The following is a 24,071-nucleotide window of genomic DNA, read 5'->3' as shown; positions in this document are numbered from 1 at the left end:
GAATTGCTTCCACAGTAGATAATAATGACGGTACGTTTACTTTAAATTATACGGACGGTACCAGCTTCACTACTTCAGATTTAACAGGTCCTCAAGGCGCTCAAGGTCCAGCAGGTGCTGATGGTGCGGACGGTGCAGTAGGCCCACAGGGTCCAGCCGGTCCACAAGGCCCAGCAGGTAATGATGGTGCAGACGGTGCAGATGGCGCAGACGGAAACGGAATTGCTTCCACAGTAGATAATAATGACGGTACGTTTACTTTAAATTATACGGACGGTACCAGCTTCACTACTTCAGATTTAACAGGTCCACAAGGCGCCCAAGGCCCAGCAGGTAATGATGGTGCGGATGGTGCAGTAGGCCCGCAGGGTCCAGCCGGTCCTCAAGGTCCAGCAGGTGCTGATGGTACTAATGGTGCTGATGGTGCAGACGGAGCAGACGGAAACGGAATTGCTTCTACGGTAGATAATAATGATGGTACGTTTACTTTAAATTATACGGATGGTACCAGTTTTACCACTTCGGATTTAACAGGTCCACAAGGCGCCCAAGGTCCAGCGGGTACTGACGGTGCTGATGGCGCAGACGGTGCAGTAGGCCCACAGGGTCCAGCCGGTCCACAAGGACCAGCAGGTAATGATGGTTCAGACGGTGCAGATGGAAACGGAATTGCTTCTACAGTAGATAATAATGACGGTACATTTACTTTAAATTATACGGACGGTACCAGTTTTACCACTTCGGATTTAACAGGTCCACAAGGCGCCCAAGGCCCAGCAGGTAATGATGGCGCTGATGGTGCAGTAGGCCCTCAGGGTCCAGCCGGTCCACAAGGTCCAGCAGGTAATGATGGTGCGGACGGTGCAGTAGGTCCTCAGGGTCCAGCGGGTCCACAAGGTCCAGCAGGTAATGATGGTGCGGACGGTGCAGTAGGTCCTCAGGGTCCACAAGGCGCCCAAGGTCCAGCAGGTAATGATGGCGCTGATGGTGCAGTAGGCCCTCAGGGTCCAGCCGGTCCTCAAGGTCCAGCAGGTGCTAATGGCGCAGACGGTGCAGATGGAAACGGTATCGCTTCCACAGTAGATAATAATGACGGTACGTTTACTTTAAATTATACGGACGGTACCAGTTTTACCACTTCGGATTTAACAGGTCCACAAGGCGCCCAAGGCCCAGCAGGTAATGATGGTGCGGATGGTGCAGTAGGTCCTCAGGGTGCAGTAGGCCCGCAGGGTCCAGCGGGTCCACAAGGCCCAGCAGGTAATGATGGTGCAGACGGTGTAGATGGAAACGGAATTGCTTCCACAGTAGATAATAATGACGGTACGTTTACTTTAAATTATACGGATGGTACCAGTTTTACCACTTCGGATTTAACAGGTCCTCAAGGCGCTCAAGGTCCAGCAGGTAATGATGGTGCGGACGGTGCAGTAGGCCCACAGGGTCCAGCCGGTCCACAAGGTCCAGCAGGTAATGATGGCGCGGATGGTGCAGATGGAAACGGAATTGCTTCGACAGTAGATAATAATGACGGTACGTTTACTTTAAATTATACGGACGGTACCAGCTTTACGACTTCGGATTTAACAGGTCCTCAAGGTGCTCAAGGCCCAGCAGGTAATGATGGCGCGGACGGTGCAGTAGGTCCACAGGGTCCAGCCGGTCCACAAGGTCCAGCAGGTAATGATGGCGCGGACGGTGCAGTAGGCCCGCAAGGTCCAGCCGGTCCACAAGGCCCAGCAGGTAATGATGGCGCAGACGGTGCAGTAGGCCCGCAGGGTCCAGCCGGTCCGCAAGGCCCACAGGGTCCTCAAGGCCAACCTGGTCAAGATGGACAAGATGGAGCAACAGGTCCTCAAGGCCCAGCAGGTCCAACAGGGGCACAAGGTCCTCAAGGTCCACAAGGCCCACAGGGTCCTCAAGGTCAGCCTGGACAAGATGGGCAAGATGGACAAGACGGTGCAACAGGTCCTCAAGGTCCTGCAGGCCCAACAGGACCACAGGGACCACAAGGCCCGCAGGGTCCAATAGGTCCAGCAGGAGATCCAGCGACGGACGACCAGACCCTTTCAACAAATGGTAACCCAGGTTATATTGCGATAACTGGAGGGAACAACGTAACCATAAATGTAAATGATGCCGATAGTAATATTGGAAATGAATACAATACAGGTTTTTCCATATCTGGAGGTAACCTAAGGATTACTGATGGTGGTGGTAACTTAGATGTTCCATTAACAGATATTGGTTCTGATGATCAATATGATGACGAGGTATTATTGAGAACTCCTATAGACGTAGATGAGGGAGGTGAGGCTTCACCAACATCAGAAACAAATGTAGAAGAAGTAATACAAGCAATTGCTCCTATTACATCTAAAGCGGCAAGGATTTTCTATCCGCCATCAATTGCTGTAGATGCCTCTATAAATGGAACATTCTCCATAGACTTGCATGCGCAATATATGGCGCAGTATGGTAGCCCAACAGTAGGTAGTGCTGGTGCACCAGCTGCTTTGCCAACTTATACCGCTACGGAGCTTTATTACTACGTAACCTATGCAGATCCAACAGTATTTAATACGGCCACAATGAGCATTGATGCTAATGGTGTTCTAAGTTATGAGATTATTGGGCAACCTGCAGATTACAATTCGTTAATCAACGTAGTGTTTGTAGTTAAATAATCATTTAAAGCTCCACAAATTTTGGATAAGTCCATTTTACATAAAATAAAACTTCTGTCCATATTCCTTTTTATATTGGGTATGGGCAGTGTTTCCGCTCAGTTTTTACTGCAGGCCCCTACAGATAGTGATCAAAACAACTTTAGGTGGTTTGAAGCTTCGGACACGACCACCGTTTTAGGTACGGATTCGTTTTATGAGGTTACGGAGCCTGGTGTTTATTTTGCAACCTATGACGGTACACTTTGCGGTTCCAATGCTACAGGGTATTTTATTGTTACCAATTGCAATTCGCCCTATAATGAGGTAACCCTAGATGTTTCTCAGAATGTAAATAGTAGTGCAACTATTAATTGGAACGATACCAGTATAAGTGGAACCCAACCCATGGTAACAGCAACTCAAAACGTTGAACGCTACGTTGCAACTATAACAAAGGCCAACAATAGCTTTGTTTTACCAAGGTTTACGGTAGTCTGTATGGATCAAGCCGCTATTTTGGTGGATGATGTGGCAGTGGTAGATGAGGACGATGCTGTTCAAATACCAATTTTTGATAATGATTCAGAATTGCCAGATACGGGAGTTTTAACTTTTACAGAGCCAGCTAATGGCTCGGTTACCGTAGATGAGAATGGGACACCAAATGACCCTACGGACGACATTGTTACGTACACGCCAAATCCGGATTTTAATGGACAAGATACATTTGACTATACCTTGTGTAACAGTTTTGGAGATTGTAGTACCGCAACAGTAACCGTAACGGTAACACCTATTGTAGATACCGTTGCAGATGTGGTAACTACAGAGGAAGATACACCAATACAAATTTCGTGGTCCGGAAATGATAATGATCTACCAGATTCAGGAACATTTACCGTGACCAATCCTACTAACGGAACCGTAACAGTAAACGATAATGGTACTCCAAATGACCCGTCTGATGATATGGTCACTTATACCCCTAATCCTGATTTTGACGGTACTGATATGTTTGACTATACCGTTTGTGATGCCTTAGGGAATTGTAGTACTACAACAATTACAATTGTTGTAAGCGATCAAATAGTTTTGGACACAGATGGCGATGGTATCTTGGATAGTTTTGAGGATTTGAATACAGATGGTGATAACGACCCTGCCACTAATCCCACAGATACGGATAATGATGGTATCCCGGATTATTTAGATATTGATAGTGATGATGATGGTATACCAGATAATATAGAAGCACAAACTACAGATGGTTACATTGCTCCTATTGGTATAGATGCCAACAATAATGGTTTGGACGATGCTTATGAGAGTGAAGGTGTTCTAGGGGTTATACCTGTGGACACCGATTTGGACGGATTACCAGATTACGTAGATGAAGACGCGGATGGAGATGGTGTTCCAGACAATATTGAAGGTAATGATTTTGATCAAGACGGTCTTCCAGATGTGGTTTGGATAGATTCTGATAAAGATAATGATGGTCTTAATGATGGGTATGAGGGTAACGAAACTATAGACACGGATGTAAATGACGATATCAATGATCCGTTAGCAGACCTACCAGATACCGATCAAGATGGAATTCCGGATTTTAGGGATACAGATGATGATGATGATGGTATTGAAACTGCAGATGAAGACTTAAACTTAGATGGTGATTTTGCAAATGATGATTCTGATGAGGATGGTACACCAAACTATTTAGATCCAGATTTGGAGCAAAGCGAAGCAGAAATTGAGGTTTTCAACGTTATTACTCCAAACGGAGACGGTGTTCATGATGTTTTGCGAATCGCCAATATTGAAAATTTCCCAAATAACACGGTTAAAATTTACAATCGCTGGGGTGTATTGGTATTCCAAACAAAAGCATACAATTCAAACGGAAATGTATTTGATGGAACCTCTGAAGGAAGGGTAACCATTGATCAACAACGTAAATTGCCGGTAGGTACTTATTTCTACATAATAGATTATCAAGATACTGTTGGCAATATGAAACAACTGTCTGGTTACATATACATCAATAGATAAAAGCATTCATATGTTTAAAAACATATTAAAATATTCTAGAATAGGTTTGGCACTTTTTGTGCTGTTATTGGGGATTTCCTCGGCAACGGCACAGCAAGATGCACAGTACACCCAATATATGTACAATACCATGAGTGTAAATCCGGCTTATGCTGGTTCTAGGGGGCACTTAAGTTTAGCCGCCCTGTATAGAAATCAATGGATTGGTTTGGATGGTGCACCAGAAACACAAACCTTGAACATTCACTCACCTATTGGCTACCGCGGTGTTGGTCTAGGTTTTTCTATTGTAAATGATAAAATTGGCCCTACTACCGAGACCTATTTTGACGGCGATTTTTCCTATACCATAGAACTAAATTTAGAGAGTAGGTTAAGCTTTGGCCTTAAGGCTAGTGCACATCTATTGAATATAGATTTTGATAAATTAAATCAAGACGCCGCTCAAGGTTCAGATGCATCTTTGCAGAATAACATAGACAATCGTTTTTCTCCCAACATTGGTGCTGGAGTTTACTACCATACGGATAAGTTCTATGCAGGTTTGTCTGTTCCAAGGTTTTTAGAGACAGAGCATTTTGATGAGTCCTCGCTATCCACGGCAAAAGAGCGTATGAACTTTTATTTGATAACCGGTTACGTTTGGGACCTAAACTCTAATGTAAAATTTAAACCTGCCGTATTGACCAAATTGGTCAATGGAGCTCCATTACAGGTAGATTTATCTGCCAATTTTATGTTCAATGAAAAGTTTATTGGTGGTGTAGCTTACCGTTGGGATGCCGCATTTAGTGGTATGTTCGGTTTCAATATTTCTGAACAAATGTTTTTAGGTCTGGCGTATGATCGTGAAATTACAGATTTAGGGGCCACTAGTTTTAACGATGGTTCGTTCGAAGTAATTTTTAGATTCGATTTTATTCGTTCAGAAGGTAATCTAAAGTCGCCACGTTTCTTCTAAAATCCTACTTTCTTATTTTTAATGCTTCTTTAGGTGTAATACTCCGCTAAAGGGATTATTTTTATGCCATGGAAGAGAAAGTTATTTTGGTCGATGAGAATGACCAGCAAATAGGACTAATGCCTAAAATGGAAGCCCATGAAAAGGCGCTTTTGCATCGGGCTTTTTCCGTGTTTGTAATGAACAACAAAGGTGAAATTATGTTGCAGCAACGTGCAGCTCATAAATACCATACACCAAATTTATGGACCAATACCTGTTGCAGCCATCAACGTGAAGGAGAATCTAATCTTGAAGCAGGAAAACGCAGGTTAATGGAAGAAATGGGATTTGTAACCGAACTTAAGGAAGTTTTATCTTTTGTATATAAAGCTCCATTTGATAACGGCCTTACGGAGCATGAGTATGATCATGTTATGGTAGGTTATTATGTAGATGAACCAAATATAAACCCAGAAGAAGTTCAAAGTTGGAAATGGATGCGGCCAGAGGCCATAAAAGAAGATATTGCCAACAATCCTTCAATATATACTGCTTGGTTCAAAATTATTTTTGAAAAGTTTTACGATCACTTAATGTTAGAATTGCATGAGAGTAAAAGTTAGTAGAAAAGAACAGTTCAATGCGGCCCATCGTTTGTTTAGACCAGATTGGTCTAACCAAAAAAACCAAGAAACGTTTGGTAAATGTAATAACCCTAGTTTTCATGGTCATAATTACGATCTAATTGTAAGTGTTACTGGAGAAATAGACCCAGAAACCGGTTATGTAATGGATATGAAAGTACTTAAAGACCTTATAAAAAAGGAAGTTACGGAATACATGGACCATAAAAACCTTAATTTGGATGTTCCTGATTTTAAGGATTTAAACCCAACTGCAGAAAATATTGCGGTTGTTATTTTTAATAGAATTAGACCTCATTTATCTCTAGATAAGGAATTAGAAATACAATTATTTGAAACACCACGAAACTTTGTAACATACTCGGGTTAAACTGCACATACTTAATCTACAAGTTAAACGTTAATAAGTAAGAAAAATAATACAAAAAATGAATTTGTACCCGTTAAAGTTTGATCCCATAATGAAAGACCGTTTATGGGGAGGAGAGAAATTACAGCGTCTTTTTAATAAACCGAGTGAGACTGAAACCACAGGGGAAAGTTGGGAATTATCTGCCGTAAAAGGAGATGTTTCTATTGTATCTAATGGTGAACTTAAAGGTACTTCTTTACAGGCTTTGATTGATGAATATGGACCGTCTTTATTGGGCGAAAGCGTTATAGCGCGCTTTGGGAATGAGTTTCCAATCTTAATAAAGTTTATAGATGCCAAACAAGATTTATCCATACAATTACACCCACATGATGATTTGGCAAAGGAGCGCCATGACTCATTTGGAAAAACAGAGATGTGGTACATCATGGATGCCGATCCTGGTTCCAAATTAATTGTTGGCTTTAATAAAGATGTTGAAAAGGAGGAGTATAAAAAAAGTCTAGAAGAAAACACACTTTTAGATTTACTTAATTATGAAGCGGTAACCTCTGGTGATACGTTTTTTATAAATACTGGTAAAATACATGCTATTGGTGCCGGTGTTATGCTTGCGGAAATTCAGCAAACGTCTGATATAACTTACCGTGTTTTTGATTTTAATAGAAAAGACAAAGAAGGTAATCTAAGAGAGTTACATACAGAGTTGGCCTTAGATGCCATAGATTATAAAAAGAAAGACGATTTTAAGGTAAGCTATAGCTCCACTAAAGATCAGGTAAACCAAATGGTAGACTGTCCTTATTTTAAAACCAATATTTTGGATTTAACCGCAGACCTTGCTCAAGATACCAGCAAAAGAGATTCTTTTACCATATATATGTGTGTAGAAGGTAGTGCGGTAGTTGCCAATGATAACGGAGACGTTCACTTACAAAAAGGGGAAACCATTTTAGTTCCGGCAGCGTCTAATTCTATACGCATTGCTACAAAAGGCGTAAAGTTGTTAGAGGTAACTATTTAGTGCGTACATTTGCTCAAAATTAGAAGAAATGGCAAGCGTTAGAGATTTAAAAAAGGATATCAACTACGTATTAGGAGATATAATTGATGCCGTTTATCAGTGGGAAGCGGAAACTGGAAATATAAATTCAGAAGAAGGCTCTCTACTAATAGACAAGGCTATAGCTTATTTTGATGAGTTAATGGAGAAAGTGCATCAAAAAGAAGTAGCGAATAAAAAACTTCACTTTAAGGATATAAAAAATCAGCTAGAGCAAAAAGCGTTAGAGTTGATTGAAAACCTAAATGAAATGGCCCAGTAACAGGGCCATTTTTTTTATTCTGATTTTAGTGTTTTAATATGCTCGGATAATGCTTTACCGTATTTTGAGGCAGCTACCTCTTTAGATAAATTGTTATAGACACTATCTAAGTATTTAGGATTGGCCTCTGCACCATCATATAGGGTTACATAAGGTGTTACATAACTGTTAGGGTGTGTTAAACCATAGTTTAAAATATAACCATACCTTCTTAGATAATTTCTTTGGGCAACCGTACGCAAAGAATCTAATTTAGTACTATCCGTTATTGCCAAATGGTTTATCTCTAAATCTTTTTTATTGAATTGCGAAATCATCTCTTGGTATTCTTTGTACTCTTCATGACTCTTAGAACCAACAATCTTCGCTTTTTTATCAAACTCGTCCCAAGTGGTATTGATTGTTATTTCACCGGCTTCACCAAAAAATGCCAAACGATCATTAAAATCATTATTGTCTGCACGATCTAAATGCAACCAGAACAATTCAGGGTCTTCTAGTTCATATGCTATTTCAAAAGATCCGTCACCGTTAAAACTAATAGAATCTACCGTAGCCAATGTGGTATCTGCCAGCTTTTGTAAGTAGAGTTTTCCTTTTTTAAGTCCTTTAATAGACCCGGTTAGGTGCATGGTGTTTTTAGAATTACCACCACATGCAACTAGTAAAGTGGCTAAACCAATCGTAAAAATTATCTTTTTCATTATCCAAAATTGAGTGGCAAATATCTTAATAATATCTATTTTTAAAAGTTAGGTTTTAAAAAAATATTAACATTATAAATTAGCAGATATTTCCATTAGCAATCCACATAAATAAGCTCCCGCCGTACCTACTACATAGCCAAATACGGCCAATAAGATACCAACAGAGGTTAAAGAGGGGTGAAATTCTGCGGCAACTACTGGGGCAGAGGCAGCTCCGCCAACATTTGCCTGGCTACCTACTGCCAAGAAGAAGTAAGGAGCTTTAATTAACTTTGCCACGATAATTAATAAAAGGGCATGTATGGTTATCCAGATTAACCCAATAGCAATTAAGCCCGGGTTTTCTAGAACCTTACCTAAATCCATTTTCATACCTATGGTAGCTACTAAAATATAAATAAACAGACCGCCTATTTTGCTGGCGCCTGCACCTTCATAACTTTTAGCTTTGGTAAAGGACAAAGCAATACCAAAAGCTGTGGCAAATACTACCATCCATAAAAATTTAGAACCTAAAGAAGATAGAATTTTATCTTTATTACTTACTGCTTCAAAATTGTTTTCTAAAAATGTTGCAAAATGATGCCCCAATAAATGGGCCAGACCTACACCTACAAAAGCAAAGAATAATAGCATAATATAATCTTTGGTGGTGGGCACTCGTGTTATTTTATCCGTATAGGTCTTAACTTTTTCCTTTAGCGTTTCTATAGAACGGGTATCTGCCTTTAACCAATTATCTATAGTTTTGGTCTTACCAACACCAAATAAGATAATGGCCATCCAAATATTGGCTACCACGATATCTATTAAGACCATACCGCCATATTTTTCTTGATTGTATTGAAAAACTTCTAACATAGCTGCTTGGTTTGCACCTCCACCAATCCAACTGCCTGCTATGGTTGCCAATCCTCGCCAGACGGCATCAAAACCAGCGCCGCCTACTGTTTCTGGAGAAAAAATAGATACGATTAGTATTGCAATTGGTCCGCCAATGATAATACCAACTGTACCCGTAAAAAACATAATTAAAGCTTTTGAGCCTAAATTTGCTATTGCCTTAAGGTCTATACTTAAAGTCATTAATACCAAAGCCGCAGGTAGTAGGTAACTACTTGCTATAAAATATAGATTAGAAGCTTCTTCTGAAATTAAGCCGCTGCTAGCAAAAATAGCAGGCAATAGATAACACATAAGTACGGTAGGCACAAAGGTGTAGAACTTTTTCCAGAATTTGTTCTCTAGGTTAGAGGTATAAAAGACAAAACCCAGGCAAAGTGCCAATAGGCCAAAAATAACAGTGTCGTCCGTTAACGGAAGTTGGTCCATATATAGTTGGTTGTATAAATTGAACTTAAATGTTAAGCCAGTAAGTAAGCTTTAAATTTATGGATCTAAATCTAGGTGCAAAAACATCCACAAAATAATTGTCGTTATACACCAGAAACAAATCTGATAAAGGGGCAAAACGCCATTGTAACCTAGAGTTTATTCCTAAATTGTCTCTTTGGTTGCTATACTGCACTAAAGTAGACCAAAAAACAGATTTACTAAAAGTAACTGTTGCCCTTGGGCTAATTAGCCAAATATCCGCACTAGAATATGGGGCGGGTAACGAAATATTATCATACTGCAGATTAAGGCCTAATTCTACTTTTGGTTGAAACCGAAGGCTAAACCTACCCTCTAGGGACAACCGGTTCCCATTAAAAAATTGGCCATAACTAGGTTCCAAGGCATAAGAAAAAAAACGGCGTTGATCGGATTGGAACTCTAATTCTACCCGGTTGAAATGATAGCTTGTATTTGCAGGTAATTCAATAGCATCATCTTTGCCAGAAGGGTCAAAAGAATCTGTTAGGTATACAAAGCGTTTTTGTAACCTAGCCTGTAATCTTTCCAAAGATTTAAATTCTGCCGTAAGTTCCCAATTTATGTTATAATCAGAATACAACCAGTCTAAACCAGGTCTCCAGGTAACCACATTGAACAGCTGCGTTTCCCATCTATTAATTTTACCTTCTTTCGGCCAGTACCTTCCTTCTAAAATTTGTGCAACCTTAAAAATATCGGTTCTTCTTATAAAACCGAGGTCAGACTCAAATTCTTCGTCTACGGATACGGCATCTATAAAAGCTGAAAAATACTTTGTGTTTTTTCCAAAAAAGGCGCCTAACGAATAATTACCTTCAGAATCATTTGGCTGAAACGATTTATGGACATAAAACTTGCCAAGCCAGCTATTGTCTGCCGTGGCCAAATTGTAATCTATACCTACAACCCGGTTAAATGTTTCATCTTCTTCTAAATAATCGCCTGGATTAATGGCTTGTCTATTAATAAAAAAGAACCCTAAATTAGAACGCGCAAACATCCTATGTTGTAATGCCAGCATCATGTTATTATTAGATGCTATTTGGTTTTCGGAATCTTCTTCGGTTTGGATGTTCAGAAATCCTAATCGTAAATTTTTGTTGATTTTACCACTTAATCGGAGTCCACCAAGTATTCTGTTTTCAATGGTATTGTCTGCTGTATCTTTCGCAATACCTATTCTTCTGCTAAAAAATGGATTGGCATCTCTAGAACCACCAAAACTTCCAAATAAATCATTATTATCTATAAAAAACTGTCTTCGTTCTGGTAGTGCCACTTCAAAACGGGTAAGATTGGTTATAAAATTATCTACTTCTACCGTAGAAAAATCTGGGTTAACGGTTAAGTCCAGGTTTAAACTATTACCAATAGAGATTTTAGCATCGGCACCTACCTTAAAATTATTTAGATTATCATTTTCTTCATAGTCTTTGGCCAAAATACCGTTGGCGTAGGGAATTATAGCTAAAGGTGTCCTAGATTTTCCTAATGGTTTTTCAAAATGCATATCCCCCATAAAAGCCAGATTAAAAATCAATTGATTTTGAGGAATTTTAACCCAAGTAGAACGCTCATTGGCCTGCATGTCTAGGCGATAACAATTAAACCTCCATTTGGTTTCACCCTCACGAAACTTAAAAGAGGTTAGGGGAATAGCAATTTCGGAGACAAAATAATCGTCATAAATTTTAGATTCACCCCTCCACTTAACATCCCATGAGGTGGTAAAATCATCCCTATCTGTTCCACCATTGGCAATTAACGCTTCACGGCGTACGCCAAATGGGTTCATACCAAACAAAAATGCATTGGTACCATCATTGAAAGTATCAAAAACAAGACTTATTTGGTCTATGCCACCACCTCTAAAATCGCGTTGTAGTGAACGGGTAAGGTAATTTTTTCCAACGCTGTAGCCCTTTACCGCAATATAAAGCGTGGTTGCATCATAAAGCATTTTAATTTCGGTTTCTTTTTGGGCCAGTGTGGTATCTGAAGGAAAGTATTGCTGAAACCTAGTTGGTCCATCTGCCTGCTGCCATTCGGGTTCATCTAAAATTCCGTCTAGTTTTACGGGTAGGTCTGTAAATTTAACCGTGAACTTTTTAGGATTGGTCTGTGCCAACGTAAGTTGAAACAAGGACACAAGAATGCCCGTGGCAAGTAGTTTGGCCATGATAGTCGTTTGAATTAGCTCTCCGAAATTAACATTTTGAGCTGTTAAATAAATGCTAAATAACGCTATCCCTCTTTTTTAGGTGCTCTTTTGGCTTCTTTGAGCGCTTTCATCAACATCCATTCAATTTGTCCGTTGGTACTCCTAAACTCGTCTGCAGCCCATTTTTCAATGGCCTTGAGCATGTCTTCGTTTAATCGTAGGGCAAATCCCTTTTTCTTACTCATTCGACTTAATAAATTTTTCCAATTCCATTACCAACTTATTGGATAAAGGGTATTTAGGGTCCGTGTAAGTTGCAAGCTGTTGATGCTTTCTAGTAACTTCTTTTAAAGTATGAGTTGTATTTTCTAATATTACAAGCTTTGCTTTAGGTTGTGCATTTTGCAATAGTTTTGCCTCTTCTACAGGTACCTGAATATCTAGGTCGCCATTTAAAATAAGTGTGGGAATCTGTATTTTTTTTATTTCTACTTGCGGGTTAAAGGCCATCCATGATTTTATGAATTTTTGATTTTGAGGCGCAAATAGGGATAGGAGTAAAGGATTAACTTCTTTTATAGTATCCGTTTGTTGTAATTCTTCAATATGGGTTTTTGCAATTGCCGCTAAATCTTTACTCTGCTGTGCTACTTGTGTTACTAGTATAGCGCTCATGGGCCTTGCGGGACCAGATAGCGACGCAAAACTCTTAATTTTTTTATGCTTTTGTAGCATTGCAATTAGTGAGCCTTGGCTATGCCCTATAAGATGAAAGCCTTTAAAGCGACGATCTTTCCCAAAAGCCTTGAGTATAGTACTAACATCTGCAACCAAGTCTTCAAAGCCAATATTAGGTTGTAAATGTATGTTCTCCTTAGAAAAAGTGCGCTTATCGAATCTTAAAAAAGCAATTCCCTTTTGGTTTAAACTATCGGCCAATAGTTTTACATAATCTGCATGTATCATGGGCTTATAGTTGCCATCCTTGTCTATTGGTCCAGAACCGGCAATAAATAGGGCCAAAGGCAATGGCTTTTTGCTTTCTGGGTATGATAAAACACCAGAAAGTTTAATAGAATCGTTGTATACTGTAAACGGTTCTATAATTACCTGTGCCTTACCATTAAAAGCGAAAAAGAATGCCAGTAAAATTAGTTTTTTCATCTATTCTTATTTCGTTCAAGAATAATTTTTGACGACTGTTCCAAGTATTGTTTTACTTCCCAGCCTTGATGGGCGTGGTTATTTAATAAGTCTTCCAATTTTTGGGTATTATTACTTAACCCATGCCTAAATTGTACCACTTTATATTCCTTCATTTTTAATGATTTAAGGTGCCGGTGTTAACTACTGGTGATGCATCTTTATCAGAACAGAGTACTACCATTAAATTACTAACCATAGCAGCTTTTCTTTCTTCGTCTAAAGCTACCAATTCTTTTTTGCTTAGTTCTTCTAACGCCATTTCTACCATACTTACCGCACCTTCTACAATTTTGTGCCTTGCCGCAACTATGGCCGTGGCCTGTTGTCTTTTAAGCATGGCATTGGCAATTTCTTGTGCATAGGCCAAATACCCTATTCTTGCCTCTAAGACTTTTATACCAGCCATTTCTAAACGGTCTTGAATTTCTTTTTCTAATGCCTCACTTACTTCATTAACGCTAGACCTTAAGGTAATGTCTTCTTCAATTCCCTCGTCCGCAAAATTATCATAAGGGTACATACTTGCTAATTTTCTAACGGCGGCATCTGTTTGTACGCGCACAAAATTTTTGTAATCATCAACATCAAAAGCAGCTTTATAAGTGTCCGTAACCTTCCAAACAAGAATAGTGCTAATCATGATTGGGTTACCTAACTTGTCATTTACTTTGAGACGCTCACTATCAAAATTACTGGCACGCAAGGATATTTTTTTCTTGGAATAAAAGGGTAGTACCCAGAAAAGGCCGTTAGACTTTATTGTACCTACATATTTGCCAAAAAGGAGAAGCACCCTTGAGCTGTTTGGGTTTACCAAGACCAAGCCAAAAGCTAGGAATAATCCTATAAAGACAGCTAATGCTAATAGTAGTGAACCGCCATTAAAAAGTAAAAAAGTACCCCCTGCAATAAGTATAACAGCTAAGAACAACATTAAGTACCCGTTTATTGGGGTAGTGGTTTTTTCATTGGTTAATTGATTCATGTTTTATGATATTAAAATGATGTCATAAATATATTAAAATATTTTAATTGTGGAATTTTTTCTTTTTCTTCTTGTTCGGATTGGTAAACAGCCGTTTTAAAAAGCCGTCTCTTTTAACAGGATCACAATTTAGTATATTGATTAAGTCAGTAGATAGTAGTTTAAATTTTGCTTTGGTAATACTATCAAATTCTGGTTTGCCGTTCATGTCTTTATATAGTTTGGCAAAAACAGGTAGGGCCGCATTGGCTCCTTGCCCTATAGTGGTAGAACTAAAACCAATTTGGTGGTGGTCTAGGCCTACCCAAGTAATATGTACCATTTTAGGGGTAACGGCAGCAAACCAAGCATCTTTATTGTTTTGCGTGGTTCCCGTTTTTCCGGCAATATCATTATCCAAACCATAAGTACTCCTAATTCTAGCAGCGGTACCACGGTCTACTACAGATTGCATCATATTTAAAATTATGGCCGCATTTTCTTGAGAAGAGCTTAAGCTTGTAGAACGTTCTTTTTTGTGGGCATACAGTAAACTATCGTTAACTGAGCTTACATTTTGTATAAAATAGGGTTGAGTAACCTTGCCGTAATTGGCTAAAGAACTATAGGCTTTAGCCATTTCTATCAACTTTATTTCTCCGGCACCCAAAGCAATAGCGGGTTCTTTTGGTAATTCTGTGCCTATTCCCATTTTCTTTGCCTGTTCAAGTACCTTGTCAATTCCTGTTTTTTCTAGAATTTTTACCGTTACGGTATTTACGGAATTTGTAAGGGCTTCTTCCATGCTATAATTTAAATAAGCCTCGTCTTTATCTCCTGAGTTGCTTGGAGACCATCCTTTTAAGTTTTCATATTCTACCTCTCTTGCAGAAAAATAATCACAGGGTTGCACCCCTTGCTCCAAGGCAGCTAAATAAACTATAGGTTTAAAGGTAGAGCCTACTTGTCTTTTACTTTGGTTTACATGATCGTACTTAAAATAATTGTAGTTAACTCCACCAATCCAACTTCTAATAGCACCAGTATTGGGGTCCATGCTAAGACTACCTACATTTAAGAATTTTATAAAGTGAGCTATACTATCTAACGTACTTGCGCTTACTTCTTTATTTTCTTTGTAACCAGGTAAATTCATTGGTTTTTTTACACTAAGACTGTCCCAAATCTGATTTTCTTTTAAACCGGCTTTTACCAACTTTTTATACGTGCGGGTTTGTCTGGCAATTTTTTTAATCAAGTTTGGGTTGTTAAGCCATGGTGCATTGCTGCCATATCCCTTTTCAAATTGTTTTTGCAAGCTCTCTAAATGGGTCAACATATTTTTTTCGGCCAACTTCTGTAGCTTATAATTTAACGTAGTGTAAATCTTAAGCCCGTCTGTATAAAGGTTTACTTCATTTTCTTGGCACCACGGTAAAAGTTCTTTTCTTACGGCTTCCCTAAAATATGGTGCTAGGCCATTGTTATGGTCATAATCCCTATAATTCAATTTTAATTTAAGAGCTGTTAAACTGTCTTTTGCTTGTTCAGAAATAAAACCATTACGATACATGTTGTAAAGCACCAAATTTCTTCTTGTGAGGCTTTTTTCTGGAAAAACCCTAGGGTTATAGCCATATGTAGCTTTAAGCATGCCAACCAGAACAGCAGCTTGTTCAGTTTTTAAGGAGTCTGTACTGGTATTAAAAAACTTGCGCGAGGCTGCTTCTATTCCATAGGTATTGTCTCCAAAAGATACGGTGTTTAAGTACAAGGCAAGAATTTGGTCTTTTGTGTAGATAGACTCAATTCTGTTAGCCATAAGCATTTCTTTTACCTTGTTTATTACAAGGTTTTTATTGCTTCGTTCTCTTCTGGGATATAGGTTCTTAGCTAACTGCTGGGTTATGGTACTACCACCACCAGAACTTTCATCGCCCAACAAAATACTTTTAAAAGCAACACGGACCATACTTTTTAAATCGGTTCCAGAATGTTCATAAAAACGCTCGTCCTCTATAGCAATAAGGGCTTCTTTTAGGTTTTTGGGCATATTTTTAAAAGGAATAGGCTGTCTATCGTTTAAGTAGAACTTACCTATTAAGACACTATCTGCCGAATAAATTTCAGAAGCTCGTTGATGTTCAATATTGGCCAATGCTTCTTTACTAGGAAGTTTACCAAAGGCTCCAAATCTTACAAGAAGTATAAATAGTAAGGGTAGTGCAATTAGTATACCTACACTGATAGCTACTATTTTCAGCACCTTTTTTTTATTAAGTTTTTGCAAAAGCGATTTTTTCTCCATTGGGGTAAGATGATAATAAAAGGTTAAAACTATTTGGTATTTAACAATAGGTTTAGATGCAATGCTAAATTTGCCTAAAATTTTTTAAGGTGATGAAGCATTACATTTTTTTTGTAGTTCTATTAGTACATACGGTTGCAAACGCTAATTTGGTTTGGGGTAAGAAAGGACATAGGGTAACCGGCCATATTGCGGAACAGCATTTAACTAAAAAAGCTAGAAAGAAAATTAATAAGTTGCTAGATGGTCACAGCTTAGCGTTTGTATCTACCTATGCAGATGAAATAAAATCCGATAGAAGTTTTTCTGAATATTCTCCTTGGCATTATGTAAATTATCCATTGGGCACTTTATATAAAGATTCCGAAAAAAGTGAACATGGAGATATTGTAGCAGCCATAGCTACCTGCCAAGCCGTAATTAAAGATACCAAAAGCAGTAAAAGCGATAAAATATTTCATCTAAAGTTATTGGTTCATTTAATTGGGGATTTGCACCAACCGTTGCATGTTGGTAGGGGAGAAGATAAGGGAGGAAACGATATACAGGTAAGGTGGTTTAATGATGGTAGTAATCTGCACAGGGTATGGGATACCAATATGATAGAGAGTTACGGAATGAGTTATGAAGAATTGGGCGATGAATTATTACGGAGCACCACAAAACAAGAAAAACAAAAAATACAAGCTGGGCTGGTAATTGATTGGGTTGAGGAATCTCATGTTTTAGCGACTAAGCTTTATGGCTCTGCCAAAGTAGGAGAGAAATTGAGCTACCGTTACAGTTATGAAAATAATCCTTTGTTGTTTGATCAACTAAAAAAAGGAGGCTTGCGTTTGGCCAAGGTATTAAACGAGTTATTTGAGTAAGACTAACGTTTGGCAATTTTATTGTCGCTTATATGTCTTTGTCTAGAACACTTAAAACGGTCTGTACCGTTATCCCGTAATTTTGCATGCTTGGTTTTTCTACCTTGTACCCTTTTACGCCACATTCTAAAGCTACTAGCTTTCATATGTTTGCGCATTATTTCTATAGTTTCTTGCTCAGAAATACCAAACTGAAACGTTATGGCCTCAAAAGGGGTGCGGTCTTCCCAAGCCATTTCTATAATTCGGTCTAATTCTCTTTCCGTAAAAATTTTTTCCATACCGTAAAGGTATAGTAGCCCCGAAGTAAGGTCAATTTTGTTTAATGTTATTACCTTATAGTTCTAAAGGTAAGGTTTATACGCGGGCCAATTGGTTTGGCCGTTTTGGGTATTTGGTGTAGCCAATGATGTTGGGTAGTGCCCTTCATTAACAATAAGCTACCGTTTTCCAAAACCATTTTATGTTTTAAATCTTTGTTTTCCTTGTTTTTAAAATGAAAAGCCCTTGGCGCACCAAAACTTAACGAAGCAATTATTGGGTTTGTACCCAATTCTTTTTCATCGTCTGCGTGCCAACCATTACTATCTTTTCCAAACCGGTACAAGTTTAGCAAACAAGTAGTAAAACGGGTATTGGTTATTTCCTCCGTTTTGGATTTTATCTCTTTTAAAAGATTGGAAAAGATATGCGGTTTCATGGTAATGTTGGAATAGGAATAGGATTTACCGTTGTTGCCGTAAAGTGCCGTTAATCTGGGTTGGTCATACGTCTTACCAAATACGGTAATCTTGTCTTGCTGCCAAGGTGTTTCTTTTTCAAGGCGATTAAAAATGATATTGGCCGTTTCTAAATCATAAAATTTAGGAAAATAAACCACATCTGCCTGTGGTAAATCTAAAACTATGGATTCTGGTTGTGCCAATTTTATTGTAATACAGCTTTTAATTCATTTCTGTATTCTGAAGGATTTTGCCCAGTAAACGCTTTAAACGATTTATTAAAATGGGAAAAGTTGTTAAAACCACTTTCATAACAAACCTCAGTAATACTAATAGGTTGTTCCGCAAGTAGTTTAGAGGCGTGCACCAACCTGTATTCGTTTACAAATTGGGTAAACGTCTTATTTGTTATTTTTTTAAAGTAGCGACAAAAAGAAGGTACCGTCATGCTTACCATGTCTGCAATCTGTTCTAATTTTATCTCTTCTTTAAAATTCATTTTCACAAAATTAAAGACGATGTTGATACGGTCATTATCTTTCACTTCGGACTGCATGGTAAAGCCATCTGCATTTAATACTTTGTATTCGTCGGAACTGCCCAGCTCATTTAAGATGTTTAATATGGAAAGAAGGCGTTGAAAATCGGTCTGGTATTCTAAGATTTCTATTTTTTCGCCAATTTTAGTTTTGGTTTTTCCGTAGAATGCTATACCGCTTTTGCAAATGTCCAACAGGTTTTTGACCCGTTTCATTTCCGGAATATTAAAAAACTCCGTTCCTAAAAAGTTTTTTTTCATTTGAATCACCGTCTCACTTTTGTTTCCGGTAAGCTTGTCCGTAAATCCACAATGCGGAAGGTTACTGCCAATTAGGATTAAATCACCATCCCTAAAATAAGATACATGGCTACCTATTTGTCTTTTTCCTGAGCCACCGTTTATATAGACCAGTTCTAATTCTGGGTGGTAATGCCAAGAAGTGTAATGGTTAAGGTTGTACTCATCGTATTTATTATATGTAAAAGAGTAACCAAAATTTGGTTCTATAGCTTCAAAAGCTGGTTTTTGTTTAAAGGGTTCCATCATCCTATCTATCTTCAATTTAAACGCCTGTTTTACTAATACTGTACAAATTTAACACAAAACTATGGAAAATTACCGTTTACATTAAATTAACATTGTTTGTAGGGTAAAATAGTATAGATATTGGAAAATTCTGTAGTAGAGTGGCATGGGTAAGCCGGCGTATGTTTGCAGTGTAAGTTTTTAATTAATCATAAAAACGAAGTAGTTATGAAAGCAATTTTGAAAAACGCAGTAACAGTAGCCTTATTATTTGTAGCAGTAGCAACAATGGCTAACGGACCTGAAAAGACTTTTGGTAAAAAGGTTAACGAGGTAGAAAAGAACATCATGGCTGTAGAGCTAGACCCTATATTTAAGAAGAAAGGTGATAAATTATTGGTAAGCCTTTTAAACTTGGAGCAGAAAGATGTAATGATTAGAATCTACGATAACGAAGGTAGAGTAGTATATAAAGAAGTTTTGGAAGGTAAATTGGTTATTGAAAAGGCATTCAACTTTGAGAACGCTTTTGAAAACGATTACACTGTAGTTGTAACCGAAAACAAAAAATCTTTCAAGGAAACTGTAGCGGTAAAATAAGTTACAGTTCTACACAGAGCAGTTTAGTTTTTAGTTAATTTATTCAGTTTGTGGAAACCCCGGTAGCAGTACCGGGGTTTTATTTTGCCAATTTATTCTTGTAGAATAATTGTTTTTCAGTTCTTAATCCTTTACTTAAACTGGCCAATTCCATAATGGCTTTACTTTTGGTTTGGTTTGTTGCTAACCTATAATAGTCATATATAGTTAAAGGGATTCTAGCTTCTTCTTTAAGTTCAAAAACATCGCCCACTTTTACGCTCCCTTCCTTTAAAATTCTTAAATAGGTGCCAGAACCAGAATGGGCTAAAAATTCTTTGATAATATTTTGGTCTTTAAATCGTACACCCAGTTTAAAACAGGGCTGTCTTGGCTCTGATATTTGTACTACGGCTTGGCCAACTTCATAGATGTTGCCAATATATGTTTTGGTTTCGTCTAGCTGGGTAACTGTTAAATTTTCTCCAAACATACCCCATTGCCAATTTAAGTTGGGGTATTTTTCTTTCCAAAAAGGATAATGTTCCGTGGAAAATACATAACATGCCTTGTCTGTGCCTCCATGATGTTTACGGTCTATGACGGCATCATTGGCCACATCTGTATTTTCTAATAAAAGTGCCACATGTGTGGGATATTTATAGATACCCGTTTGTATGTTCTTACCGTTCCATTCAACAGTTTTGGCTTCTCCTAAATTTGTGCTAACAATTTCCATGTTTTAAAGGTAATAATAAGCCCAGTACATAAGTCCAAATTGCAATGGTAATCTTAAAATCAACAACCATTTTGGAATGCCAGCAGCTTGTTTTTTACCGGAAAGCATGTAAAAATGAACTAGAAGAAAAATCGCTAGCATAGCAATGATACCATAAACGGCTAAATTTTTGGTAAGCGTAAAACAGAGCATTAAACCTAAAACAACTTCTGCTACACCACTCCAAAATACCAGTGCTTCATGGGCAGGTAGGTACCTTGGCATAATACGTAAGTAAGCTTTAGGTTTTACAAAATGCATAATACCTCCAAAAATATACATGGCCGCCATTAAATAAATATGCCAAGGAGTTGAAAACATATTTGAGTTTTTGCTAAAGATAGAAAATAAAAAAAACCGTTTTGAATTGGTTCAAAACGGTTTTCTACATATATGGATTCCTGTCTTGGCAGGAAGTAGTGTTACACTACTTTATCATTTCATAGCTTCTAGAGATGAATTTGGTCAGTTCTTCTCCTTTTAATAAACCTTTAGATAAACGTGCCAAATCTAAAGACTGATTTATCAATCGTTCTTTTTTCTTAGCCGTTTTGGTGTTTAAGATTTCACCAACCAGTTCATGATTCGTGTTTACGATAAGGTTAAACATATCTGGCATATTACCCATGCCAAACATACCGCCACCACCTGTTTTCTGCATATCTTTCATTCGGCGCATAAACTCCGGCTCTGTTATCATAAAAGGTTGTGCGTTACTGTCCATAGCTTCTAATTGAACGGTATAACTGCTTTTCTCTCCTAATACTTTTTCCAATTCGCCTTTTAATGTTTCTTTTTCATCATCAGACAATTTAGAAATGGTTTCCTCTTCTTTCTTAATTAAATTATCTACATGGTCTGCATCTACACGAGCAAAAGAGATGTTCTCTTTAGATGTTTCTAATTTCTGTAATAGGTGTGCAACAATGGGGGAATCTAATAGTAATACCTCATATCCTTTTGCCTTAGCTGCTTCGGTGTAGCTGTGTTGTTCTTCCGTATTGCTGGCATACAATAAAACAGTCTTATTATCCTTATCGGTTTGATTGTCCTTTACTTTTTCTATCAGCTCTTCAAACGTGTAATAGTTACCATCAACGGTAGGGTATAGCGCAAATTTATCCGCTTTGTCAAAGAATTTATCTTCAGAAAGCATTCCATATTCAATCACCACTTTAATATCGTTCCATTTGCTTTCAAAGTCTTCACGGTTGTTTTTAAACAATGAACTTAACTTATCTGCAACTTTTTTGGTGATGTAAGAAGAAATCTTTTTAACCGCACCATCTGCCTGTAAATAGGAGCGAGAAACGTTTAAAGGAATATCTGGAGAATCTATTACGCCACGGAGCATGGTTAAAAATTCCGGAACAATACCTTCTACATTATCCGTTACAAATACCTGATTTTGGTACAGTTGTATCTTATCTTTTTGAATATTTAAATCATTGGTAAGCTTTGGAAAATAAAGGATACCTGTTAGATTAAATGGATAATCTACGTTTAGGTGAATATGAAACAATGGTTCTTCGAACTGCATTGGATATAATTCCCTATAAAAATTCTTATAATCTTCTGACTCTAAATCGGTAGGTTTTTTAGTCCATGCCGGGTTAGGGTTATTAATAATATCATCTACTTCTTTTGTAGGTGCCGGATCATCTTCTTTTGCATCCTCAGGTTTTGGCAGCGTTTCTGTACGTGTTCCAAACTTAATTGGTATTGGCATAAACTTATTGTACTTGGTCAATAAGGTTCTTATGCGTGCCTCTTCTAAAAATTCTGTAGAATCTTCTGCTACATGCAATATAATTTCAGTACCTCTTTCCGTCTTATCTGCTTCAGAAAGTTCAAATTCTGGAGACCCATCACAAACCCAACGTACCGCAGGCTCATCTTTAAAACTCTTGGTAACAATTTCAACTTTTTCCGCAACCATAAATGCAGAGTAGAAGCCAAGGCCAAAATGTCCGATAATTCCAGTGTCTTTACCAGAATCTTTATACTTATCTAAAAACTCTTCCGCGCCAGAGAAAGCAACTTCGTTAATGTACTTTTTTACCTCTGCCTCGGTCATACCAATACCTTGGTCTATTATGTGTATTTTTTTGTTGTCTTTATCTACCTTAATTTCTATGATAGGATTCCCATATTCTACTTGGGCCTCTCCAATTGCCGTAAGGTGTTTTAATTTTAAAGTAGCATCCGTAGCATTAGATACCAACTCTCTCAAGAAAATTTCATGGTCACTGTAAAGAAACTTCTTTATCAGTGGAAAAATGTTTTCTACAGAAACGTTAATCTTACCTGTTGCCATATTTGTTTTGTTTTATAAAGAGTGCTTAAAAGCGATTAAATAATTGATTTTACTTGCCTTTATGGCAAAAAAAATACCATACCTATAAAACTGACAAACTGACATTAATTTAATTTTAACAAATTTTAATGTTTAATAAATTAGTTGAATAGTTAAACATTATTATATTTGCAGTGTTGTGGTAAAAAATTGCTATGAAAAGTTATTTCTACAACAAGAGTTGTTTATTTATTGGTTAGGTTGTGAGAGTGCACTTTTGCTAGAAAGTGCACTTTCTTTTTTTATTTAGGTACTATTTAACAGCATTGCTGTTTAATAATATGTAATTTTATTTTAAACATTTTATTATGGCTACAAAGACGACAGCATCAAAAGTTACGGAAGACAAGTTGATTACGTTGTACATGGACCATGTTTTGGAGCAAGAAGCATACCCTATGTCCATCTATAAGTTTTGCAAACTATACAAGGTTAAGGAAGAACAGTTCTATGAATTTTTTGGTTCTTTTGAAGCCTTGCAGAAAAGAATTTGGGACAAGTTTTTTGAAAACACCGTGCAGCTACTAAATGCCAATAAAGATTATTCTAGCTTTAGTAACAGGGACAAAATGCTAACATTCTTTTATACGTTTTTTGAAGTTTTAACCTTAAATAGAAGTTATGTATTATTCGCATTGGGTAATTCTAAAAAAATGCCAGATAAATTAGAAGAGTTAAAAGGACTGCGTACTCACGTAAAATCTTTTGCCAAAGATTTGATTAATGATGCCAACGATGAGAAGAAAATAAAGGTATCTAAAAAGAGTCCGCAGGTATTTTCAGAAGGAGCTTGGGTACAATTTTTATTTCTGCTAAAATTTTGGATGAAAGATTCTTCCAAAGGTTTTGAAAAAACAGATGTGGCCATAGAAAAATCCGTAAACACCATTTTTGATGTGTTTGATAGCACTCCCTTAGATAGTTTGTTGGACTTTGGAAAGTTTTTATACAAGGAGAATTTTGCATGATGAT

The 24,071-nt window shown here is 37.7% G+C and carries 24 protein-coding genes; 10 read left to right on the top strand and 14 right to left on the bottom strand.

Annotated features, from left to right (window positions below; all coding sequences use genetic code 11):
• The 7 genes from ACXAGS_RS13995 to ACXAGS_RS13965 form a co-directional block, all read left to right on the top strand.
• Positions 1 to 2,687: collagen-like domain-containing protein (locus ACXAGS_RS13995; RefSeq protein ID WP_474907625.1), on the top strand; the 2,687-nt coding region annotated here is incomplete at its 5' end.
• An 81-nt stretch (positions 2,688 to 2,768) separates the two neighbouring features.
• Positions 2,769 to 4,721: an Ig-like domain-containing protein gene (locus ACXAGS_RS13990; protein WP_474907631.1), complete on the top strand. Its 1,953-nt coding sequence runs from the start codon at positions 2,769 to 2,771 to the stop codon at positions 4,719 to 4,721.
• Between the two features lie 10 nt (positions 4,722 to 4,731).
• Positions 4,732 to 5,682 carry a PorP/SprF family type IX secretion system membrane protein gene (locus tag ACXAGS_RS13985; RefSeq protein ID WP_474907623.1) on the top strand — a complete coding sequence of 317 codons (951 nt, stop codon included), beginning with the start codon at positions 4,732 to 4,734 and terminating at the stop codon, positions 5,680 to 5,682.
• Positions 5,683 to 5,750: 68 nt separating this feature from the next.
• Complete coding sequence (idi, locus tag ACXAGS_RS13980; RefSeq protein WP_474907621.1) at positions 5,751 to 6,287, top strand: isopentenyl-diphosphate Delta-isomerase; 537 nt, start codon at positions 5,751 to 5,753, stop codon at positions 6,285 to 6,287.
• On the top strand, positions 6,271 to 6,678 hold the full coding sequence (locus ACXAGS_RS13975; RefSeq protein WP_474907619.1) for a 6-pyruvoyl trahydropterin synthase family protein: 408 nt from the start codon (positions 6,271 to 6,273) through the stop codon (positions 6,676 to 6,678). The genes idi and ACXAGS_RS13975 overlap by 17 nt, the downstream gene beginning before the upstream one ends.
• Before the next feature lie 64 nt (positions 6,679 to 6,742).
• Positions 6,743 to 7,705, top strand: coding sequence for a type I phosphomannose isomerase catalytic subunit (locus ACXAGS_RS13970; protein ID WP_474907630.1), 963 nt, complete (start codon positions 6,743 to 6,745; stop codon positions 7,703 to 7,705).
• A 28-nt stretch (positions 7,706 to 7,733) separates the two neighbouring features.
• Positions 7,734 to 8,006 (top strand): hypothetical protein, encoded by a 273-nt coding sequence (locus ACXAGS_RS13965; protein WP_474907617.1) that lies wholly within the window; start codon positions 7,734 to 7,736, stop codon positions 8,004 to 8,006.
• A gap of 14 nt (positions 8,007 to 8,020) precedes the next feature.
• Here ACXAGS_RS13965 and ACXAGS_RS13960 read toward each other — a convergent pair whose 3' ends face one another.
• From ACXAGS_RS13960 to ACXAGS_RS13925, 8 genes are all read right to left on the bottom strand, one after another.
• Positions 8,021 to 8,710, bottom strand: a complete 690-nt coding sequence (locus ACXAGS_RS13960) for a DUF4369 domain-containing protein (protein ID WP_474907615.1) — start codon at positions 8,708 to 8,710, stop codon at positions 8,021 to 8,023.
• A gap of 72 nt (positions 8,711 to 8,782) precedes the next feature.
• Entirely contained in the window at positions 8,783 to 10,045 is a 1,263-nt protein-coding gene (locus ACXAGS_RS13955; protein WP_474907614.1) for a DUF819 family protein, read from the bottom strand.
• Positions 10,046 to 10,070: 25 nt separating this feature from the next.
• A complete protein-coding gene (locus ACXAGS_RS13950) occupies positions 10,071 to 12,269 on the bottom strand; it encodes a DUF5916 domain-containing protein (protein WP_474907613.1) in 2,199 nt (732 codons plus the stop codon).
• 65 nt (positions 12,270 to 12,334) lie between these two features.
• Positions 12,335 to 12,496: a type II toxin-antitoxin system antitoxin gene (locus tag ACXAGS_RS13945; protein WP_474907611.1), complete on the bottom strand. Its 162-nt coding sequence runs from the start codon at positions 12,494 to 12,496 to the stop codon at positions 12,335 to 12,337.
• Complete coding sequence (locus ACXAGS_RS13940) at positions 12,489 to 13,415, bottom strand: alpha/beta hydrolase family protein (protein WP_474907609.1); 927 nt, start codon at positions 13,413 to 13,415, stop codon at positions 12,489 to 12,491. Before ACXAGS_RS13940 ends, ACXAGS_RS13945 begins: the two co-directional genes overlap by 8 nt.
• Positions 13,412 to 13,570 carry a DUF4177 domain-containing protein gene (locus ACXAGS_RS13935; protein WP_474907607.1) on the bottom strand — a complete coding sequence of 53 codons (159 nt, stop codon included), beginning with the start codon at positions 13,568 to 13,570 and terminating at the stop codon, positions 13,412 to 13,414. Before ACXAGS_RS13935 ends, ACXAGS_RS13940 begins: the two co-directional genes overlap by 4 nt.
• 2 nt (positions 13,571 to 13,572) lie before the next feature.
• Entirely contained in the window at positions 13,573 to 14,442 is an 870-nt protein-coding gene (locus ACXAGS_RS13930) for an SPFH domain-containing protein (RefSeq protein ID WP_474907606.1), read from the bottom strand.
• A 43-nt stretch (positions 14,443 to 14,485) separates the two neighbouring features.
• A complete protein-coding gene (locus tag ACXAGS_RS13925; RefSeq protein ID WP_474907605.1) occupies positions 14,486 to 16,729 on the bottom strand; it encodes a penicillin-binding protein 1A in 2,244 nt (747 codons plus the stop codon).
• 92 nt (positions 16,730 to 16,821) lie between these two features.
• On the opposite strand from ACXAGS_RS13925, the gene ACXAGS_RS13920 reads away from it, so the two are divergent.
• Positions 16,822 to 17,598: a S1/P1 nuclease gene (locus ACXAGS_RS13920; protein WP_474907604.1), complete on the top strand. Its 777-nt coding sequence runs from the start codon at positions 16,822 to 16,824 to the stop codon at positions 17,596 to 17,598.
• A 2-nt stretch (positions 17,599 to 17,600) separates the two neighbouring features.
• Here ACXAGS_RS13920 and ACXAGS_RS13915 read toward each other — a convergent pair whose 3' ends face one another.
• Genes ACXAGS_RS13915 through ACXAGS_RS13905 form a run of 3 tightly spaced genes read right to left on the bottom strand, consistent with a single transcriptional unit; the run spans position 17,601 to position 19,407 of the window.
• On the bottom strand, positions 17,601 to 17,879 hold the full coding sequence (locus ACXAGS_RS13915; RefSeq protein WP_474907602.1) for a TIGR03643 family protein: 279 nt from the start codon (positions 17,877 to 17,879) through the stop codon (positions 17,601 to 17,603).
• 50 nt (positions 17,880 to 17,929) lie between these two features.
• Entirely contained in the window at positions 17,930 to 18,523 is a 594-nt protein-coding gene (locus ACXAGS_RS13910; protein ID WP_474907600.1) for an alpha-ketoglutarate-dependent dioxygenase AlkB family protein, read from the bottom strand.
• Positions 18,524 to 18,525: 2 nt separating this feature from the next.
• A complete protein-coding gene (locus tag ACXAGS_RS13905; RefSeq protein ID WP_474907628.1) occupies positions 18,526 to 19,407 on the bottom strand; it encodes an AraC family transcriptional regulator in 882 nt (293 codons plus the stop codon).
• A 207-nt stretch (positions 19,408 to 19,614) separates the two neighbouring features.
• On the opposite strand from ACXAGS_RS13905, the gene ACXAGS_RS13900 reads away from it, so the two are divergent.
• Positions 19,615 to 19,986, top strand: coding sequence for a hypothetical protein (locus tag ACXAGS_RS13900; protein ID WP_474907599.1), 372 nt, complete (start codon positions 19,615 to 19,617; stop codon positions 19,984 to 19,986).
• A gap of 79 nt (positions 19,987 to 20,065) precedes the next feature.
• Here ACXAGS_RS13900 and ACXAGS_RS13895 read toward each other — a convergent pair whose 3' ends face one another.
• From ACXAGS_RS13895 to htpG, 3 genes are all read right to left on the bottom strand, one after another.
• The gene (locus ACXAGS_RS13895) at positions 20,066 to 20,704 is read right to left on the bottom strand and encodes an MOSC domain-containing protein (protein ID WP_474907597.1); all 639 of its coding nucleotides are present in this window, start codon (positions 20,702 to 20,704) and stop codon (positions 20,066 to 20,068) included.
• 3 nt (positions 20,705 to 20,707) lie between these two features.
• On the bottom strand, positions 20,708 to 21,064 hold the full coding sequence (locus ACXAGS_RS13890; protein WP_474907596.1) for a DoxX family protein: 357 nt from the start codon (positions 21,062 to 21,064) through the stop codon (positions 20,708 to 20,710).
• Between the two features lie 106 nt (positions 21,065 to 21,170).
• A complete protein-coding gene (gene htpG, locus ACXAGS_RS13885) occupies positions 21,171 to 23,060 on the bottom strand; it encodes a molecular chaperone HtpG (RefSeq protein WP_474907594.1) in 1,890 nt (629 codons plus the stop codon).
• 347 nt (positions 23,061 to 23,407) lie between these two features.
• Here htpG and ACXAGS_RS13880 point away from each other — a divergent pair, with 347 nt between their 5' ends.
• Complete coding sequence (locus ACXAGS_RS13880; protein WP_474907593.1) at positions 23,408 to 24,067, top strand: TetR family transcriptional regulator C-terminal domain-containing protein; 660 nt, start codon at positions 23,408 to 23,410, stop codon at positions 24,065 to 24,067.
• Positions 24,068 to 24,071: the final 4 nt, after the last annotated feature.

This window comes from Croceivirga sp. ABH4_376, assembly GCF_056160685.1.
The sequence above is the reverse complement of the archived record's forward strand: the minus strand, read 5'-3'. Positions and strand labels throughout refer to the sequence as shown.